Source organism: Jejuia spongiicola (genome assembly GCF_023502325.1).
GTDB classification, from domain to species: Bacteria; Bacteroidota; Bacteroidia; order Flavobacteriales; family Flavobacteriaceae; genus Wocania_A; species Wocania_A spongiicola.
The window spans coordinates 264304-281193 of sequence record NZ_JAMFLZ010000003.1 but is presented as its reverse complement, the minus strand read 5'-3'; the positions used below and the strand labels follow the sequence as shown (position 1 = coordinate 281193).

The window sequence follows — 16890 nt, the reverse complement described above, 5'->3', positions numbered from 1 at the left end:
ATAGGAAAAATGTACTAAAGTTTTCATGTGTTACTGTCTATTGTTTTTTAGTTGATATATCCTCCTTGGGGTAACATATATAATATTTAGTAACAGGTTTTGATAAGGCTTTTAGATTTAATTGATCAGATGCTTTAACGATATCTTCAATTTTACCAGACTTATGTAGAATATTTATATTTTGATGTTTTAGTTGGTAAGCTTGATTTGAAATACTACCAGCAAACACAAAATATTCTGCTTCTTCTTTAGAAATATTATATTTTTCAATTAAACTCTTTGTGTGCTTTTCAAGGCTATTTTTTTTAATCAACTTATTCTTTATTTTTATTTTTAGAAGATTTCTATTAATAATCATTTCACATAAGTTACTTAAAACAAAGTCTTTATGGTGTTGCCACTCCTTCATTGCTGAAATAATATCATAATCATCCAATTCTGAAAATATATTTAGTGCATCATGATTAAAATTGTCGATTGAAATTTCATTATTCAAAAAATATTGTAATGCTTTACTCCCATTTAGCCTTTCTCCCAAGTTGGTTAATTCTTTTGCTCGTTTTAAAACTCTAATGAGCAACTGCTCTGCAACTAAACCTGTTTTGTGCAAATACACTTGCCAATACATAAGCCGTCTGGCTACAATAAATTTTTCAACACTATAAATTCCTTTTTCCTCAACAACCAATTCATCATTTACAACATTTAACATCGTTATTAAACGTTCACTATTAATATTACCCTCTGCTACACCTGTATAAAAACTATCGCGTTTTAAATAATCAGCCCTATCCATATCTAATTGCCCAGAAATTAGCTGGCACATAAAATTTCTATGGTATTCGCCCTTAAAAATTTTAATGGCTAGAGTTAAATTTGAGTTAAATTCTTCATTTAAACGTTCCATAAAAAGCAAAGAAATTTGCTCATGAGATACATTGTTTACAATGCTGTGTTCCATAGCATGTGAGAATGGACCATGGCCAATATCATGCAATAAAATTGCCACATATAAGGCTTCTTCTTCTTCTTTTGTAATTGTAACTTCCTTAAAACGAAGCACATTAACCGCTTGCTGCATTAAATGTACACAACCAATAGCATGATGAAAACGCGTATGATGTGCACCAGGGTAAACTAAATACGACATACCCATTTGTGTAATTCTGCGCAGCCTCTGAAAGTATTTGTGCTGTATTATATCAAAAATTAGTGAATTTGGTATAGTAATAAAACCGTAAATTGGGTCGTTTAATATTTTAAGTTTGTTCAAACTTTAACTTTTAGCATTAAATATTTACAAATATAACTATAACGCTTCAAAATAATTGCGCAGTTATTTAAAGCACATTTAATAATATAATTTAAAACAATATGATTAATATTCTTTGGGTTGATGATGAAATAGATTTACTAAAACCGCATATTTTATTTTTAGAAAAGAAAAATTATAATGTTACTACTTGTAACAGTGGCACTGAAGCTATTGATGTTTTAGACGATGCAAAGTTTGATATCGTTTTTTTAGATGAAAATATGCCTGGATTAACAGGTCTTGAAACGTTACATGAAATTAAAGAGAAACAAGATAACCTTCCTGTAGTTATGATTACTAAAAGTGAAGAAGAGTATATAATGGAAGAAGCTATTGGTAATAAAATTGCAGACTATTTGATTAAACCCGTAAACCCAAACCAAATATTATTAAGCTTAAAAAAGAATTTAGATCATTCTAGACTAGTTTCAGAGAAAACAACATCAAACTATCAGCAAGAGTTCAGGAAAATTGCTATGGATTTATCTATGGTAAACTCTTATGAAGAATGGGTGAATCTTTACCAGAAACTTATTTATTGGGAAATTCAATTAGAAGATATAGAAGATGTGGGTATGTTTGAGATTTTAGAATCACAAAAAAACGAAGCCAATATACAGTTTGGTAAATTTATAGATAAAAATTATTCTGATTGGTTTGAGCCAAATACAGATGCGCCCATAATGTCGCATACATTATTTAAAGAAAAGATTGCGCCAAAATTGAGTAAAGAACAGCCAACGTTATTGGTAGTTATTGATAATCTGCGTTATGACCAATGGAAAGTTTTTGAGCCAATTATTAACAATTATTACAAGAAAGAAACTGAGGATGCTTTTTTTAGTATTCTGCCTACGGCAACCCAATATGCGAGAAATGCTATTTTTTCTGGGTTAATGCCTAGCGATATGGAAAAATTGTTTCCTCAATATTGGAAAAATGATACAGATGAAGGCGGAAAAAATCTATATGAAGCCGAATTTTTACAAAGCCAAATGAAGCGATTAGGTTTGGATAACCTAGATTATGAGTATCATAAAATAACAAATCTCAAGACAGGAAGAAAATTAGTCGAAAACTTCAACTCACTAAAAAACAACGACTTAACTGTAGTTGTGTATAATTTTGTTGATATGCTTTCGCATTCAAAAACTGAAATGGAGGTCGTTAAAGAATTGGCATCAAACGATAAAGCATACCGCTCTTTAGCGCTTAGTTGGTTTAAAAATTCTCCTTTATTAGAAATGATTCAACTTGCTCATCAACTTGGTTTTAAGTTGATGCTAACTACAGACCATGGTACAATTAATGTAAAAAACCCATCAAAGGTAGTTGGAGATAGAGATACCAGTTTAAACCTACGTTATAAAACGGGTAGAAGCTTAACATACGACTCCAAAGATGTATTTGTAGCAAAGAACCCTAAAGATGTACATTTACCTTCTATTACCATGAGTAGCTCGTATATTTTTGCAAAAAGTGATTTGTTTTTTGCTTATCCAAATAACTACAATCATTATGTAAGTTATTTTAGAAATACATATCAACATGGTGGTGTTTCTTTAGAAGAAATGATTATTCCTTTTGTGGTGTTAAACCCTAAATAAAATCCATGTAATACATAAAACATCGATGAAATGCATTTTTTCTTAGGATTTATCAAAAATTATTATTAGTATTGCATAGTAAACAGTGTGTACATTGGAAATAAGTTATGAGTTAAATGAAGTAGAGCATGTTGCAAAACAGTTAATAAACCATGCAACTAGTAAAACATTATTATTCTATGGAAACATGGGAGTTGGTAAAACAACACTTATAAAAGCTATAGTTAAAATACTAGGTAGTAATGACGAAGTGAGTAGCCCCACGTTTTCAATTGTTAATGAATATGAAACTGTGAACGATGTGATTTATCATTTTGATTTATATAGAATCAATGATATTGAAGAAGCCTATAATTTTGGAATAGAAGATTATTTATATTCTGATCATTACAAATTAATAGAATGGCCAGAAAAAATTGAACCTATTTTGTTTGATGAATTTGATGAGATTTTTATAGAATTTAACTCTGAAAACAAAAGAATATTAAAATTAAATATAAAAGCAAATAGCCCTAAACAAGCATGATTTGTGATAATAAAATGACATGAAATACTCTGATTTTTGAAGATTTACGGAAAACCCGCAGCTTAAATTTTAAAAAATATTGTTTTTAACATAATTTTAACATTTGCACCATTTCTTCAAAATACTCTTTAGTTACATTTGGAATAATTAATTAATTAAATCCCTTATAAAATGAAAACTAAAAAGTACTTAATTGCAATCGCAATTTTCGGAGGTATGTTGTTTTTAGCACAATCTGCTACACAATATAACCTAGATGCAGAGCAAACAGCAAAAATTGAAAAAAACAGAATTAAAGTTCCTGGGCAAGGACAACAATAAAAAGAACCTTGTCTTAGGTAGTGTAATTGCTACTTTAATAGCAATTACACCTTACCTGTTCAGCTTACATGAAAGTGTCCCTGATGTAAAAGTCATGGACACTTTTTTTGGTGTATATGAAAGTAAATATTACGAAAGCTTATTTGTACTAGCTTGGACTTTAACAAGTAAGGTGATTCCATTATTCTTATTATTTATTTGGATTTTCACTTGTAAGCATTGGTGGTATCATACCATATTAGTCCCTATTGCCATGTATATTTATCAAATATTAATTGTCCTTAATGATGATTTATCGTTTGCTGATGATAATCAAATACTATATTTAATACCTGTTATGGCAGTGGTTATTCCTTCAATATATTTAGTAAGAGCTAGAATATTTAATAGGATTAATGAGGCTAATAAATCTTTAGAAGAACTTGAAGAAGAGTTTAAAATATCACCTAAAAACTTTTGGGGTAGAGTAAAGGAGTATTTTTAATTAGAAGAGTTTCCCAATCTTTCTCGTTCGTTTAACTCTATATCTTTTTTGTTAGATGTAAGCCTATAGTTACCAAATTTGTAATTAAAACCAAAAGTAAATAGCCTATTCTCCATTCTAGATTTTAAAAACACATCTTGATTTAAATACTTTGTAGATTGAGTGAAATTTTGTGTGTTAAAGATATCCATTGCACCTATGCTTATTGAGGCTCTATTATTCCATAAAGTCTTTCTAAGATTAATGTCTAAACCAGATCTTGAGCTAATATTAGAAACACCATCTACTAATGGTGATATATACAAATAGGTAATATCTGCTGTTAAACTATTATCTTTAAGAAAAGTAAAGTAGTTAATAATTTGAGCATATAAAGACCATTTATCAACTGCTAACAATTCATTTGTTCCTTCAAATGTAAAAAATTGGTTTTCGTAATAAAATAGTGAAGTTAGAGCATATAAGTTCCATTTTGGTAGGATTTCTGTATATGTTGTAAAATCTAGCCCATAAGAAATATTACTATCTATATTGGTGTTAATATATTTTAAGATATTATCAACATTATCTTGAAATGTAACTTCGTAAGTTGGATCTTTTTCAAAACTGTAATAAATCTCAAAAGTATACTTGTTATTTAAAGTGTAACCAAAAGTAAAAATATCATCTATCTGTGGTCTTAAATTTGGATCTCCTGTTACATAAGCATTATCATTTAGAAAATATTTAAAAGGGTTTAATTGGCTGTATCTTGGTCTGTGTATACGTCTATTATAACTAAAGTAAATCTCGTTATTTTCATTTAATCTATTTAAAATATATAAGGATGGAAAAAATTTAATATAATCATTATTATTAATCAGGTTTGTAGACAAAGAGTTTCCTTTAATATTGGTAAACTCCGCTCTAAGGCCTCCTTGAAGACTCCATGCATCCCAATCTTTTGAATAACTAGTATACAATGCATAATTAGTTTCGTCATATAAAAACGTATCAGAATTTTGTAAGTCTTCAGTTTTAATATCATTTTCAAAAGTAAATTGATTTAAAATGCTTTCGGAATTAATATTAGAAACCTTCCCACCAGCTTCAAATTGTTCAGAATCACTTATTGGTAACTCATAATCAATCTGACCTGTGTATAATTTTATTTCTTGGCTTGAAAATGTTTGAAATTTGTTATTTCTAAAAGCAACAGAAGTATTTGGTAAAAAATAACCAGTATTTACATCTTGAAAACCAGAAAAATCATAATTGGTATGATGTAAACTTACCGATAACTTCTCTCCTATTTTTTTAAATTTATGAGTATAATCTAGTGTGAAAGCTAAGTTAAAAGTTTCGTTAACTTGATTATTTGATGTGTTAAATGTCGAATCTAAAACTTTAGTACTATTAAAAACTTCAGTCAAGGAGTTTATCCTTGTTTTGGTATCTTCTCTAGGAGCTACTAATATATTTGTTGAAAACCCTAAGCTGTTATTCTCATTAAAATCATAATCAATATTGGCATTTATATTTTGATTCTTACTTTTACGTGTTTTTTTTAAATCTGTTTCCCAACTCGTATTATCTGTAAAATTTAATGATTCACTATTATTCCTAAAATCCTTCCTAGGATTTATACTATAATTTACATAGGTATTTAACTTTTTTGTTTTAAAAAAATGACTTGTACCAAAAGAATATTTTGGAAATTCCGAACCTTGTTTATAATTACCAAAAACGCTACCATTATAACCTGCAACAATATTTTTACTAGTTACAATATTGAGTACTGCTCCCCCTTCAGCTTCGTATTTAGCAGGTGGATTTGTAATAACTTCAATAGACTTAACATTGGTTGCTGATGTGCCTTCTAAAAGCTGTTGAACTTCACTAGATGATAAATGAACTCTTCTATCATTTATATAAACAGTAGGAGTAGAATTTTTTATAGTAATGCTACCATCATGAACCAAAACTCCTGGAGTGTGCTTTAAAACATCTAAAACATTATTATTTGATAACGTGGAGTTTTCAACATTAAAAACTAAACGATCTACTAATCGCTTTACTGTAGGTCTTTTTGCAACAATGGTTACATCTTCAAGCGCTTCTAAATTTTCTTCTAAAACAACGGTATCAAACTTGGTATGCCCATCTAAATCAACCGCCTTAGTGTAAGTAGTATACCCTAAAAAGCTAATTTTTAAAGTATAATTACCCGCACTTAAGCTTTCAATTATAAAATAACCACTTTCATCAGTTGATGTTCCATTAGCAGAACCTTCAATGCCTTCGGAGTTTTTAGTAATTACCACATTAGCATAAGCAATAGGATTATTATTAACGTCTTTAACATATCCATTAACCCGATACTCTTGAGCAAAGCACGACATAGAGAAAATAAGTAAAAGGAAATGAAAAGGTTTAAAGGTCATAATCTAATTAAAACACAAACATATAATAATTATATTGGAAAAAAACTGGTTAAAACAGCATTTCATCTAAAACTAGCAGTTTGTATCAATTAAAATAATTTCGCTTACAATAAAAACAATCAGAAATTTATTCGTAATTTGATTTTTATTTAAGAAACCTAAACATGTCAAAATCTTTGTCACCTTTTACAAAGCAACAACTTTTACCACAAGAGGAAATGCTTGAAATTAACAAACGTAAAGGAGAACTTTTTATTGGAATCCCAAAAGAAACTGCATATCAAGAAAAAAGAGTTTGTTTAACTCCCGATGCGGTATCTGCTCTTGTTTATAATGGGCATAAGGTTTTATTAGAATCTGGAGCTGGTGAAGGTGCCAATTTCAGTGATAAAGATTATAGTGAAGCTGGTGCAGAAATAACAAAAGATACTGCAAAAGTTTTTGCTTGCCCAATGATTTTAAAAGTTGAACCGCCAAGCATTGATCAAATAAAATTAATAAACCCTCAGGCCATATTAATCTCTGCTTTACAACTTAAGACTCAAGAGAAAAAATATTTTGAAGCTTTAGCGTCCAAGCGTGTTACTGCCCTAGCTTTTGAGTTTATTAGAGATGCAGATGGAACATATCCCGCAGTTAGATCACTAAGTGAGATTGCAGGTACAGCATCTACATTAATTGCAGCAGAGTTGTTATCGAATAGCAAAGATGGAAATGGACTCATGTTTGGTAATATTAGTGGCGTTCCTCCTATCGAAGTTGTAATTCTTGGAGCTGGTACAGTTGGAGAATTTGCTTCTAGAAGTGCCATTGGTTTAGGTGCCAATGTGAAAATATTTGATAATTCGATTACAAAATTGAGAACCATACAAACAAATCTTGGTCGCCCACTTTTCACATCAACACTTCAGCCAAAAAATTTAACTAAAGCATTAAAACGTTGTGATGTTGCTATTGGCGCAGTACGTGGAAAAAACAGATCACCTATTGTTGTCTCTGAAGCCATGGTGCAACACATGAAAAAAGGTGCTGTAATTATAGATGTTAGTATAGATATGGGTGGCTGTTTTGAAACTAGTGAAGTTACTACACATAAAAATCCCACATTTATAAAGCATAATGTGGTGCACTATTGTGTGCCTAATATTCCTGCTAAATACTCGCGAACGGCTTCTGTTTCAATAAGTAATATATTCACCCCATACTTATTGAAAATAGCAGAAGAAGGTGGTATAGAAAATTCTCTTAGATTTGATAAAGGTTTAAAAAATGGGTTGTATTTTTACCACGGAATTTTAACTAGCAAACCAGTTGGTGAATGGTTTAATTTAGATTATAGTGATGTAAATTTGCTTATATTTTAAACAACTTTCCTTTTTTTTAATATTCATTTTTATAACACATGAAATTAATACAACGTATTGGTTATTATTTGGGAGGGTTCTCATTAGGCTTAATTATTTTAGCTTTTTTTTTAAATGGTAAAAAAGTATCATGCGATTACGGTCCAGATGCCAGAGTATTGAAAAATATCAATTCAAAAGCAATAAAATATAGTAGATCTATGCAAATCGATACTACAGCTATGTATTATATTTTAAAAGAGGGAGATATTAATTTTTCTGAAAGTGACACTCGTAAAGAACCCTGTGGAATTTATGTAATTGAAGGGGATTATAACGAGGCAAACATTATACTTACTGTTGAAAACTGTGACAGCATTGCTACCGTAACTAACTATAAAGTAGAATGACTAAACGCATTTTTGATTTTATTTTTTCGCTTATTGGATTATTACTACTCTCCCCTATTCTTATATTAATTTCAATTTTAATTAAGCTAGACTCTAGAGGCCCTGTTTTATTTATTCAAAATAGAGTTGGCAAAAACAATGTTGATTTCAATATTTATAAATTTAGAACCATGCGCATGGCGTCTGAAACTAAAGGTTTATTAACCTTAGGAAATAATGATTCTCGTATAACTAAAATTGGATATTTTTTGAGACGCTATAAGATAGACGAGTTTCCTCAACTTATAAATGTTTTAAAAGGCGATATGAGTTTTGTTGGCCCTAGACCAGAGTTACGTTATTATGTAAATTTTTATACTGATGATGATATGAAAATTTATCAAGTAAGACCTGGTATTACAGGGCTTGCATCCTTAAAGTACAGAAACGAGGTTGAGCTTTTAAAAGCAGCTAAAAACCCAGAAGAATACTTTATTAAAACAATAATACCTGATAAGTTACGATTTAATAAAATCTATATTAAAAAACGTAATTTCTTTTTTGATTTAAAACTCATTTTGATGACCATTGTAAAGGTGATTATAAAATAAAAGTAATAAGAAAGGGGTATTTGTTTGAAAAGGTTATTATTCATACTTTGCGTATGTAATTTACCCGCTAAATCTACGATTCACCGAAATTAATAATCAATGAATACACCCACCCCAAATCATATTCAACAACTCATTCGTGATTCAGGTATATTTAATTTTAAAAAGAACTCAAAAAGCAAATATCCAAATTTAGATTTTTCTGACCATACAATCTTAATTACAGGAGCTGCAGGCTCAATAGGTAGTGAGCTTGCAAAGCAACTTACACAATGTACTTATAAAAAGCTAATTTTGGTCGATATTGCTGAATCTCCATTGTACGAACTTCAACAAGAATTAGAAAATAATGCATCTATTAATTCAGAATTTATTTTATTGAATATTACCGAAAAAGAATCTCTAAGCTATCTTTTTGAAACTTATACTCCAACGCTTGTCTTTCATACAGCTGCTTACAAACATGTACCTTTGATGGAAACTAATCCCTACGAAGCTGTTAAACTTAATATAATAGGCACTAAATTATTGGCAGATTTATCAATTAAGCATCAGGTTAAAAAATTTATATTTATTTCTACTGACAAGGCTGTTAACCCTATAAGTGTTATGGGAATGAGTAAGCGAATTGCTGAGCACTATTTGTCGGGCTTAAATAATCAAAATAAAACTAAATTCATTATTACACGTTTTGGTAATATATTTGGCTCTAGTGGATCCGTTGTTCCATTATTTATAAGTCAAATCAATTCTGGAAAACCAATAACAGTTACAGATAAAAGCATATCTCGTTACTTTATTTGTAAGCACAAAGCGTGTAATTTAATACTAGAAATTGCAACTTTTAAAGATTTTGAAAACCCAGTTTTTACTTTTAATATGGGAAAACCTATTAAGATATTTGACTTAGCTAAAGTTTTAATTACGTTTTATAATGAAGATATTAATATTGAGATTACAGAAGTTCGTCCTGGTGAGAAATTGCATGAAGATATATTAGCAAGTAATGAAACATTAATACCAACAACTCATAAAGATATTATGCAGGTAAAAAGCAAAAGCGACAAATCAAAAAACATGAAAAATCTTAAAGAGTTATTAAAAATCACGCCCTTTCAGTCGGTTTCTGAAATAAAAATGACACTTAAAAAATATGTGTAAATTATTTTTTCTTTCTGCGTTTTTTCTCTTTAGATAATAAATTAAGCTCCCTACTTGTTTGCCCAGCGACAGATGTGTTTTCTTCAGCACGTCTTATCAAATATGGCATCACATCTTTTACAGGTCCAAAAGGCATGTATTTTGCCACATTATAGCCTTTACTTGCTAAATTATAACTAATATGATCACTCATACCATATAATTGACCAAACCAGATACGGGAATCATTATTGTCTAGCCCTCTTTCTTCCATTAATTGCATAAGCAAATACGAACTTTCCTCATTATGAGTACCTGCAAACAGTGACATTTTTTCCAAATTATCCAAAACATACTTTAGGCCTACATCAAAATTCTCATCTGTTGCTTTTTTATTTATACAAATTGGTGAAATATAACCGTTTTCTTCAGCACGCTCATTTTCTTTTTCCATATACGCCCCTCGTACTAACTTGTATCCCAAATAAAAGCCTTCAGTTTTAGCTATCTCATGCTGCTTTTCCAAAAATGCAAGCCTATCATGTCTATACATCTGTAGTGTATTATAAACAATAGGCTTATCAGTATTATATTTTCTCATCATTTGAGTTATCAAATCATCAGCAGCATCTTGCATCCAACTCTCTTCAGCATCAATTAATATGGCTATATCATTGTCCTTTGATTTTTTACAAACAACATCAAATCTATTAACAACTCTATCCCACTCTTCTTGTTCTTTTTCGGTTAAGGCTTCACCTTTTCCTAGTTTTTCGTATAAGTAAAAGCGTCCAAAACCTGTGGGTTTAAATACCGCTATTGGAATCGAATCAATGGCTTTAGCAAAATCTATAATCTTAAGAATCATATGCATTGCTGCGTCAAATTCAGCTTCATTTTCTTTACCTTCTACGGAGTAATCTAAAACTGAACTTACTCCTTTTTCATACATTTTATCAATAACTGGCAAGCAATCTTCTTCATTTACACCACCACAAAAGTGATCAAAGACGGTAGATCGAATAAGTCCTTCAATAGGTAAATGTGCCTTTATTGCAAAGTTAGTTGCTGCAGTACCTATTTTTACCAAAGGTTCAATAGAAATCATTTTAAACAAAAAATACGCACGTTCTAATTCTGAGTCGCTTTTAAGAGCAAATGCTATTTCGGTATTTTCAAAAATGGAGTCAGTTTTTTGCATTATCTGTAAAATTTTGTACAAATATAATTAAGACTTAGTTATCATTTTATATAAAAACTCCTTAATTTCACCCTTTATAATAATAGATATATTTTTCATGAAATCGATTACTGCAAATGATTCTATAATTCATTTTAATGATTTGTGTTATCCATCACTAAATGAGCATCTTAAACTAAATAATTTTTCTAAAATATTTGTTTTAGTAGATGAGAATACGCATAAATATTGTTTACCAAATTTTTTAGCAAAACTAGAAACGAAAGCTGATGTTGAAATTATTGAGATTGAAGCTGGCGAAGAGCATAAAACAATAGATACTTGCTCTGGTGTTTGGAATACTTTATCAGAATTAGATGCAGATAGAAAAAGTTTACTTATAAATGTTGGAGGTGGTGTTATTACAGATTTAGGTGGTTTTGTAGCATCTACTTTTAAAAGAGGAATTGCTTACATAAATGTTCCTACATCACTACTTTCAATGGTTGATGCTTCAGTTGGTGGAAAAACGGGTGTCGACCTTGGTCATTTAAAAAACCAAATAGGGGTTATTAGTACGCCTAATTTAGTGCTTATTGATACTAATTTTTTAGAAACATTGCCGCAAAATCAATTACGCTCTGGTTTAGCTGAAATGTTAAAGCATGGTTTAATAAACAGTAAAAACTATTGGAATAAATTTAAAGATTTTTCAAAATTAACACTAGATGACTTGGATGAATTAATTTATGAATCCGTTATCATTAAAAAAAATGTAGTTGAGGAAGACCCCTTTGAAAATGGGCTAAGAAAAACATTAAATTTTGGGCATACGCTTGGACATGCCATTGAATCTTATTTTTTAAGTAACCCTAGTAAAAAAGATTTGTTACATGGTGAAGCCATTGTGGTTGGAATGATCTTGGCAAGCTATATATCTACAGAGTTAGTTGGCTTTCCTAGTAAAACAACAGACGAAATTAAAGCCTTATTTTTAAGTTATTATGAAAAGGTAGATATTGAAGAAAAAGAGTATCAAAGTATTATTGAGCTATTGAAGTACGATAAGAAAAATAATCATGGAAATATAAACTTTGTTCTCCTTAAAGACATTGGTATCCCAAAAATTGATTGTTTAGTTAAGGATGAGATTATAATTGATGCTTTTAAATTTTATGAGAGTTAATTATATTTTTTTTGTAATTTTATAAATATTGCTGCTAAATTTATTTATCAACCAAAATTTTTAAGATGAAAAGAATTATTGTTGATTATAAAAAACTAACTCCAGAGTTATTAAATCTTTTAACAGAGAAATTTCCTGATGGTTATGGAGATGATGACATAATTACTTTTGATAACCATAGAAACGAGACTATAGAGGCTATAGAAATAAAGACATTAGACGCTATATACTTAGTTAAAGTAAGTAGCAAATTGCATTACACAATGAATAATTTTGATAGTGATAATATAGAAGTTAATGAATTAGGAAATGTTGTGGTTGATAGTGATAGTACTATTAAACCTGCTACTTTTGGAGATGAAGAGGAATAAACTCTTTTTTCTTGTAACTAACCTACGTAAATAATGTTCCACTTTTTTTCTAAAAAAGCATTTCTAAAAGATTTATTAGAAGACTTTGTAGATATGCATTCTCATATTTTACCTGGAATAGATGATGGCGCAAAAAACACTTTCGAATCAATAGATTTAATTAAAGGATTGCAAGAATTGGGTGTTAAACAGTTTATGCCAACACCTCATGTTATGCAAGATTTCTATCCGAATACTGATGAAACTATTGGTGATTCATATCAAAAACTATTGGAAGCTTTAGGTTCTAAAATGCTTTCCGAAATTACTATAAACCCAGCAGCTGAATACATGCTGGATGATAATTTCCAAAAACAATTAGATTCTCAGGAACTATTTACACTAAAAGGAAACTATTTGTTAATAGAGATGTCTTATTTTCAGCCGCCTATTAATTTGGAAGAAATAATATTTAAAATTAAAATGAAAGGCTACTTACCAATTTTAGCACACCCAGAGCGATATTCATTTTATCATAATACAAAAGATTATTATAGAAAGCTTAAACAGCTTGGATGTTTTTTTCAACTTAACTTATTGTCTTTAAGTGATCACTACGGGAAAAATGCAGAAAAAACAGCTAATTATTTATTGGAAGAGCAACTTATAGACTTTGTTGCAACGGATACTCATAATGATAATCATATAAAAAAGCTCTCTAACCTTGTCCTTAGTAAGGATATGACTAAAGAGCTTCCTAAAATTATAGAAAAAACTTGTAATACTTTTTCTGTTATTTAAGCACGTTTATTGAAAAAGCCTTTCTTTTTTTTGGCGCCATAATATCCATATTTTGCGCCATATCCAAAATTAGCTTGTTTAACATCATTAACGACAAGCATCATTCCATTAAGTTTGTTTTCAGCATGTAATTCTTTTGCAAAATTCAAAATACGTTTTTCTGTATAATCAGCACGTGTCATATAAATAGTATGTCCAGCGTATTGACTAAACAATAATGTGTCCGTTACTAACATTGATGGAGCAGTATCAACAATTACATAATCGTATTGCTCAGACACTTTATCAAAAAGAGGTTTCATTCTATCGCTCATTAATAATTCTGCAGGGTTTGGTGGTACTTTACCAGATAATAAAATATCTATTTTATTACCATTGACCTCATATGTATTTATAGCCTCACCAACAATTACAGATTTATCAACTAAATATTCAGTTAAACCAACTTTCCCTTCGTTATTTTTCTTTTGATTATTTATACCCATAAGTAATTTTGGGTTCCTTATATCTGCACCAATCAGCAATACTCTTTTATCAGTATTAGCCAATGTTAATGCCATATTCATACTAAAAAAAGATTTTCCTTCACCATTAATAGTTGAAGTGACAAAAATCACATTGTCATAATTCTCTACCTTTCTTGTTCGTTTTATATAATCAAAATTGGTTCGTATAATTCTAAACGATTCTGATAAAATTGAGCGATCGTTTCTTTTTACTAAAATATTATTGCCTTTTATTTTTGGTATTTCGCCTAATACAGTAATTCTTTTAATTTCTTTTTCTAAATCTTCTTTATTATGAATTTTGGTGTCAAATAAATTCTTTACATAAAAGAACATAAAAGGGATTAATAATCCAATAAATAGTGCTCCAGCATAAGCAATTTGTTTATTAGGAGAGATAGGACCGCCAGCTTTATTATATGCTTCATCAATTATTTTTGCACTTGGTGAGGTTGCAGTTAAAGATATCGCAGCTTCTTCTCTTTTTTCTAATAAGTACAAATATAATGACTCCTTAATACCTCTTGTACGCTCAATCGATCTCAATTTGCGTTCTTGACCAGGAACAGAGAATATTTTAGAATTAATGCGTCTTGATTGGCTCTCTAGGCTTCCTATTTGAATTCTCAAGGATTTAGTAGAGTTATTAATACTTTGCTGAAGATTTTGTCTAATATCTGCCAATGTTTGATCTAATTCTAATACAATGGGATTTTGTTCTCCTGCGCTTTTTAAGAGCGCTTTTCTCCTTTCAAGCAATTGATTATACCTAGTTGATAATGCACTAATAGCAGGATCTCCGGAACCTAAATTTGACGGAATTGAACTATACATTGAAGTCTCATCATCTAAAGTTGACTCCATGAAATTTAATTGACCTAATTGCATTTTTGCAGCATCTAACTGTTGTTCGTTAACAGCACTTGAATTTAAGAATTGTCCAGCTTCAGAAGCAACATCTGTAACTTTATTACCAGTTTTAAAGTTAACAATGCTACTATCTGCACTAACTAAATCTTTAGCTACTAACCGTATACGATTATCAATAAACTTAGCTGTGTTTTCAGATATATTATTTTTCTTTTGAATAGTAGACTTATTGTATTCATCTATTAAAGTATTAACTATGTCTTTTGCTTTTTCTATAACAGGATCTACGAAGCTTACTGTGACTACTTTTGATGATTTTCCAGAAGGTGATATAGAGACTCTATTTTTAAGAGATTCTGCTAAATATTCTATTTTTGCAATATTTACCCTTATAGAGTTTCCAACATTATTTTCAATACTCTTATTTTTTGGTGTAACGATAATGCCTCCAAAAGATGTTGGAATTGTTTCTCCAAATGCATATTTTTTCGGAGCAGTCTCTTCATTAATCCGATAATTAAAACTTGAAGAAGAAAGAATTTCAATATAAAAATTAGAGCTTGTGCTATTTATTATTGAATCAGATTCTATAAAATTTATAACAATTGGAGAGTCTTTATATAATTCAGATTCATAAACTCTTCCTTTAGTATAATATCTAATATTTAAATTTAACCTTTTTACAATATTTCTAAGGAAGCTTCTAGATTTTATTACTTGTATTTCATCTTCAACCATTGCATCTTCACCTTCGGAGAATAACGACAAATCTTTTAAAGCAGCAGCTGAGGAATTCTCTTTATCATCTAAAAGGATTATTTTAGCCTGAGCTAAATATTCTGGTGTAGTATATCTTAAGTTTATATATGTTAGTCCTAAACATATTATTAAACTTAAAGCAAACCATTTCCATTGCTTTAAATAAATAGATACTGTTTTCTTAAGATTAAAATTAAAATCTTCAGAATTATTCGATAAATTATTATTCTGTTTCAAAGCCATTTTTTAATTCTAATTTCTAGTTACAAATATTAGTGCAGCTGTTAAAAGAAAAGAAGTAATACTAATAATGGTGCCTATTCTTGCATCTCCAGATGCAATGCTTATTGCTGAATTATTCGGTTCAACATAAACATAATCATTTTGCGTTAAGTAATAAACAGGAGAATTAAAAACTTCTTTTGTTGTTAAATCTATTCTAGAAATTGTTTTTGTCCCATTAAAATCTCTAATTATCATAACATTATCTCGTCTACCTTTTATAGTTAAACCTCCAGCCATACCAATTGCTTCAAGTACTGATACTCTTTCGCCAGAAACAGGATAAACACCTGGGCTAGCCACCTCTCCTTCAACGGTAATTCTAAAATTTAAAACGCGGATAATAACCACTGGGTCTTTTAGTAAATTCCCGTCAGAGAATTTTTTCTTAATTAACGCTTTAGCTTCTTCTACTGTTAACCCCAGTAGTTTTATTTTTCCTAAAACAGGAAAATCAATATTGCCCTCTACATCTATAAGATAATCAACAAAGTTTGTTCCTCCGCCTCCACCTTGTCTCACAATGTTATATGGTCTTGCCGGATCAATTATAGTCCCATCTGAAGTTGTTGTTGAAATAACAGATATATATACGCTTAATATATCTCCAACTTTTAATTTTGCAGTGAAGGTATCGGTATCAACAATTGTTTCAAAATCTTTGGCATTTTGAAAATAAATAATATCCTTCTTTGTAACACAGGAAGTTAAAAATAAGGTAAATATAGCACTAAAAACAAACAGTTTGTGTCTTGGAAAAGGTGTAATCATCTTTTTTTCGTTTGGGGAAATTAATA

At 29.7% G+C, this 16890-nt stretch carries 16 protein-coding genes; 11 read left to right on the top strand and 5 right to left on the bottom strand.

All coding sequences use genetic code 11. The features are described 5' to 3' along the window. Positions 1–37: 37 nt before the first annotated feature. A complete protein-coding gene (locus M3P09_RS08495) occupies positions 38–1273 on the bottom strand; it encodes an HD domain-containing protein (protein WP_249972792.1) in 1236 nt (411 codons plus the stop codon). A 101-nt stretch (positions 1274–1374) separates the two neighbouring features. On the opposite strand from M3P09_RS08495, the gene porX reads away from it, so the two are divergent. The 4 genes from porX (at position 1375) to M3P09_RS08475 (ending at position 4253) form a co-directional block, all read left to right on the top strand. Further along, entirely contained in the window at positions 1375–2922 is a 1548-nt protein-coding gene (gene porX, locus M3P09_RS08490) for a T9SS response regulator signal transducer PorX (protein ID WP_099565869.1), read from the top strand. A gap of 85 nt (positions 2923–3007) precedes the next feature. Continuing rightward, positions 3008–3448 carry a tRNA (adenosine(37)-N6)-threonylcarbamoyltransferase complex ATPase subunit type 1 TsaE gene (tsaE, locus tag M3P09_RS08485; protein WP_347709808.1) on the top strand — a complete coding sequence of 147 codons (441 nt, stop codon included), beginning with the start codon at positions 3008–3010 and terminating at the stop codon, positions 3446–3448. Positions 3449–3619: 171 nt separating this feature from the next. Next, the gene (locus M3P09_RS08480; protein ID WP_249972790.1) at positions 3620–3769 is read left to right on the top strand and encodes a hypothetical protein; all 150 of its coding nucleotides are present in this window, start codon (positions 3620–3622) and stop codon (positions 3767–3769) included. A gap of 94 nt (positions 3770–3863) precedes the next feature. After that, complete coding sequence (locus M3P09_RS08475; RefSeq protein ID WP_249972789.1) at positions 3864–4253, top strand: hypothetical protein; 390 nt, start codon at positions 3864–3866, stop codon at positions 4251–4253. Here the strand turns inward: M3P09_RS08475 and M3P09_RS08470 are convergent. After that, on the bottom strand, positions 4250–6634 hold the full coding sequence (locus M3P09_RS08470; protein ID WP_249972788.1) for an outer membrane beta-barrel protein: 2385 nt from the start codon (positions 6632–6634) through the stop codon (positions 4250–4252). The two genes, M3P09_RS08475 and M3P09_RS08470, sit on opposite strands and share 4 nt — an antisense overlap. 206 nt (positions 6635–6840) lie before the next feature. Here M3P09_RS08470 and M3P09_RS08465 point away from each other — a divergent pair, with 206 nt between their 5' ends. The 4 genes from M3P09_RS08465 (at position 6841) to M3P09_RS08450 (ending at position 10180) form a co-directional block, all read left to right on the top strand. After that, entirely contained in the window at positions 6841–8040 is a 1200-nt protein-coding gene (locus tag M3P09_RS08465) for an alanine dehydrogenase (RefSeq protein ID WP_099565865.1), read from the top strand. 38 nt (positions 8041–8078) lie between these two features. Continuing rightward, entirely contained in the window at positions 8079–8429 is a 351-nt protein-coding gene (locus tag M3P09_RS08460) for a hypothetical protein (protein ID WP_099565864.1), read from the top strand. Then, positions 8426–9019, top strand: a complete 594-nt coding sequence (locus tag M3P09_RS08455) for a sugar transferase (protein WP_099565863.1) — start codon at positions 8426–8428, stop codon at positions 9017–9019. The genes M3P09_RS08460 and M3P09_RS08455 overlap by 4 nt, the downstream gene beginning before the upstream one ends. 99 nt (positions 9020–9118) lie before the next feature. Further along, positions 9119–10180 carry an SDR family NAD(P)-dependent oxidoreductase gene (locus M3P09_RS08450; protein ID WP_249972787.1) on the top strand — a complete coding sequence of 354 codons (1062 nt, stop codon included), beginning with the start codon at positions 9119–9121 and terminating at the stop codon, positions 10178–10180. A 1-nt stretch (position 10181) separates the two neighbouring features. Here the strand turns inward: M3P09_RS08450 and M3P09_RS08445 are convergent, their stop codons facing one another. Continuing rightward, positions 10182–11360, bottom strand: coding sequence for a proline dehydrogenase family protein (locus tag M3P09_RS08445; protein ID WP_249972786.1), 1179 nt, complete (start codon positions 11358–11360; stop codon positions 10182–10184). 97 nt (positions 11361–11457) lie between these two features. On the opposite strand from M3P09_RS08445, the gene aroB reads away from it, so the two are divergent. The 3 genes from aroB to M3P09_RS08430 all read left to right on the top strand — a co-directional run bounded on the left by aroB (position 11458) and on the right by M3P09_RS08430 (position 13676). Beyond that, complete coding sequence (gene aroB, locus M3P09_RS08440) at positions 11458–12525, top strand: 3-dehydroquinate synthase (RefSeq protein WP_249972785.1); 1068 nt, start codon at positions 11458–11460, stop codon at positions 12523–12525. Positions 12526–12590: 65 nt separating this feature from the next. Continuing rightward, complete coding sequence (locus M3P09_RS08435; protein ID WP_249972784.1) at positions 12591–12896, top strand: hypothetical protein; 306 nt, start codon at positions 12591–12593, stop codon at positions 12894–12896. Between the two features lie 33 nt (positions 12897–12929). Continuing rightward, positions 12930–13676 (top strand): tyrosine-protein phosphatase, encoded by a 747-nt coding sequence (locus tag M3P09_RS08430; RefSeq protein WP_099565858.1) that lies wholly within the window; start codon positions 12930–12932, stop codon positions 13674–13676. Here M3P09_RS08430 and M3P09_RS08425 read toward each other — a convergent pair. Both M3P09_RS08425 and M3P09_RS08420 read right to left on the bottom strand, forming a co-directional pair. Continuing rightward, entirely contained in the window at positions 13673–16054 is a 2382-nt protein-coding gene (locus M3P09_RS08425) for a GumC family protein (protein ID WP_249972783.1), read from the bottom strand. The two genes, M3P09_RS08430 and M3P09_RS08425, sit on opposite strands and share 4 nt — an antisense overlap. 9 nt (positions 16055–16063) lie before the next feature. Beyond that, a complete protein-coding gene (locus M3P09_RS08420) occupies positions 16064–16864 on the bottom strand; it encodes a polysaccharide biosynthesis/export family protein (RefSeq protein WP_249972782.1) in 801 nt (266 codons plus the stop codon). Between the last annotated feature and the right edge of the window lie 26 nt (positions 16865–16890).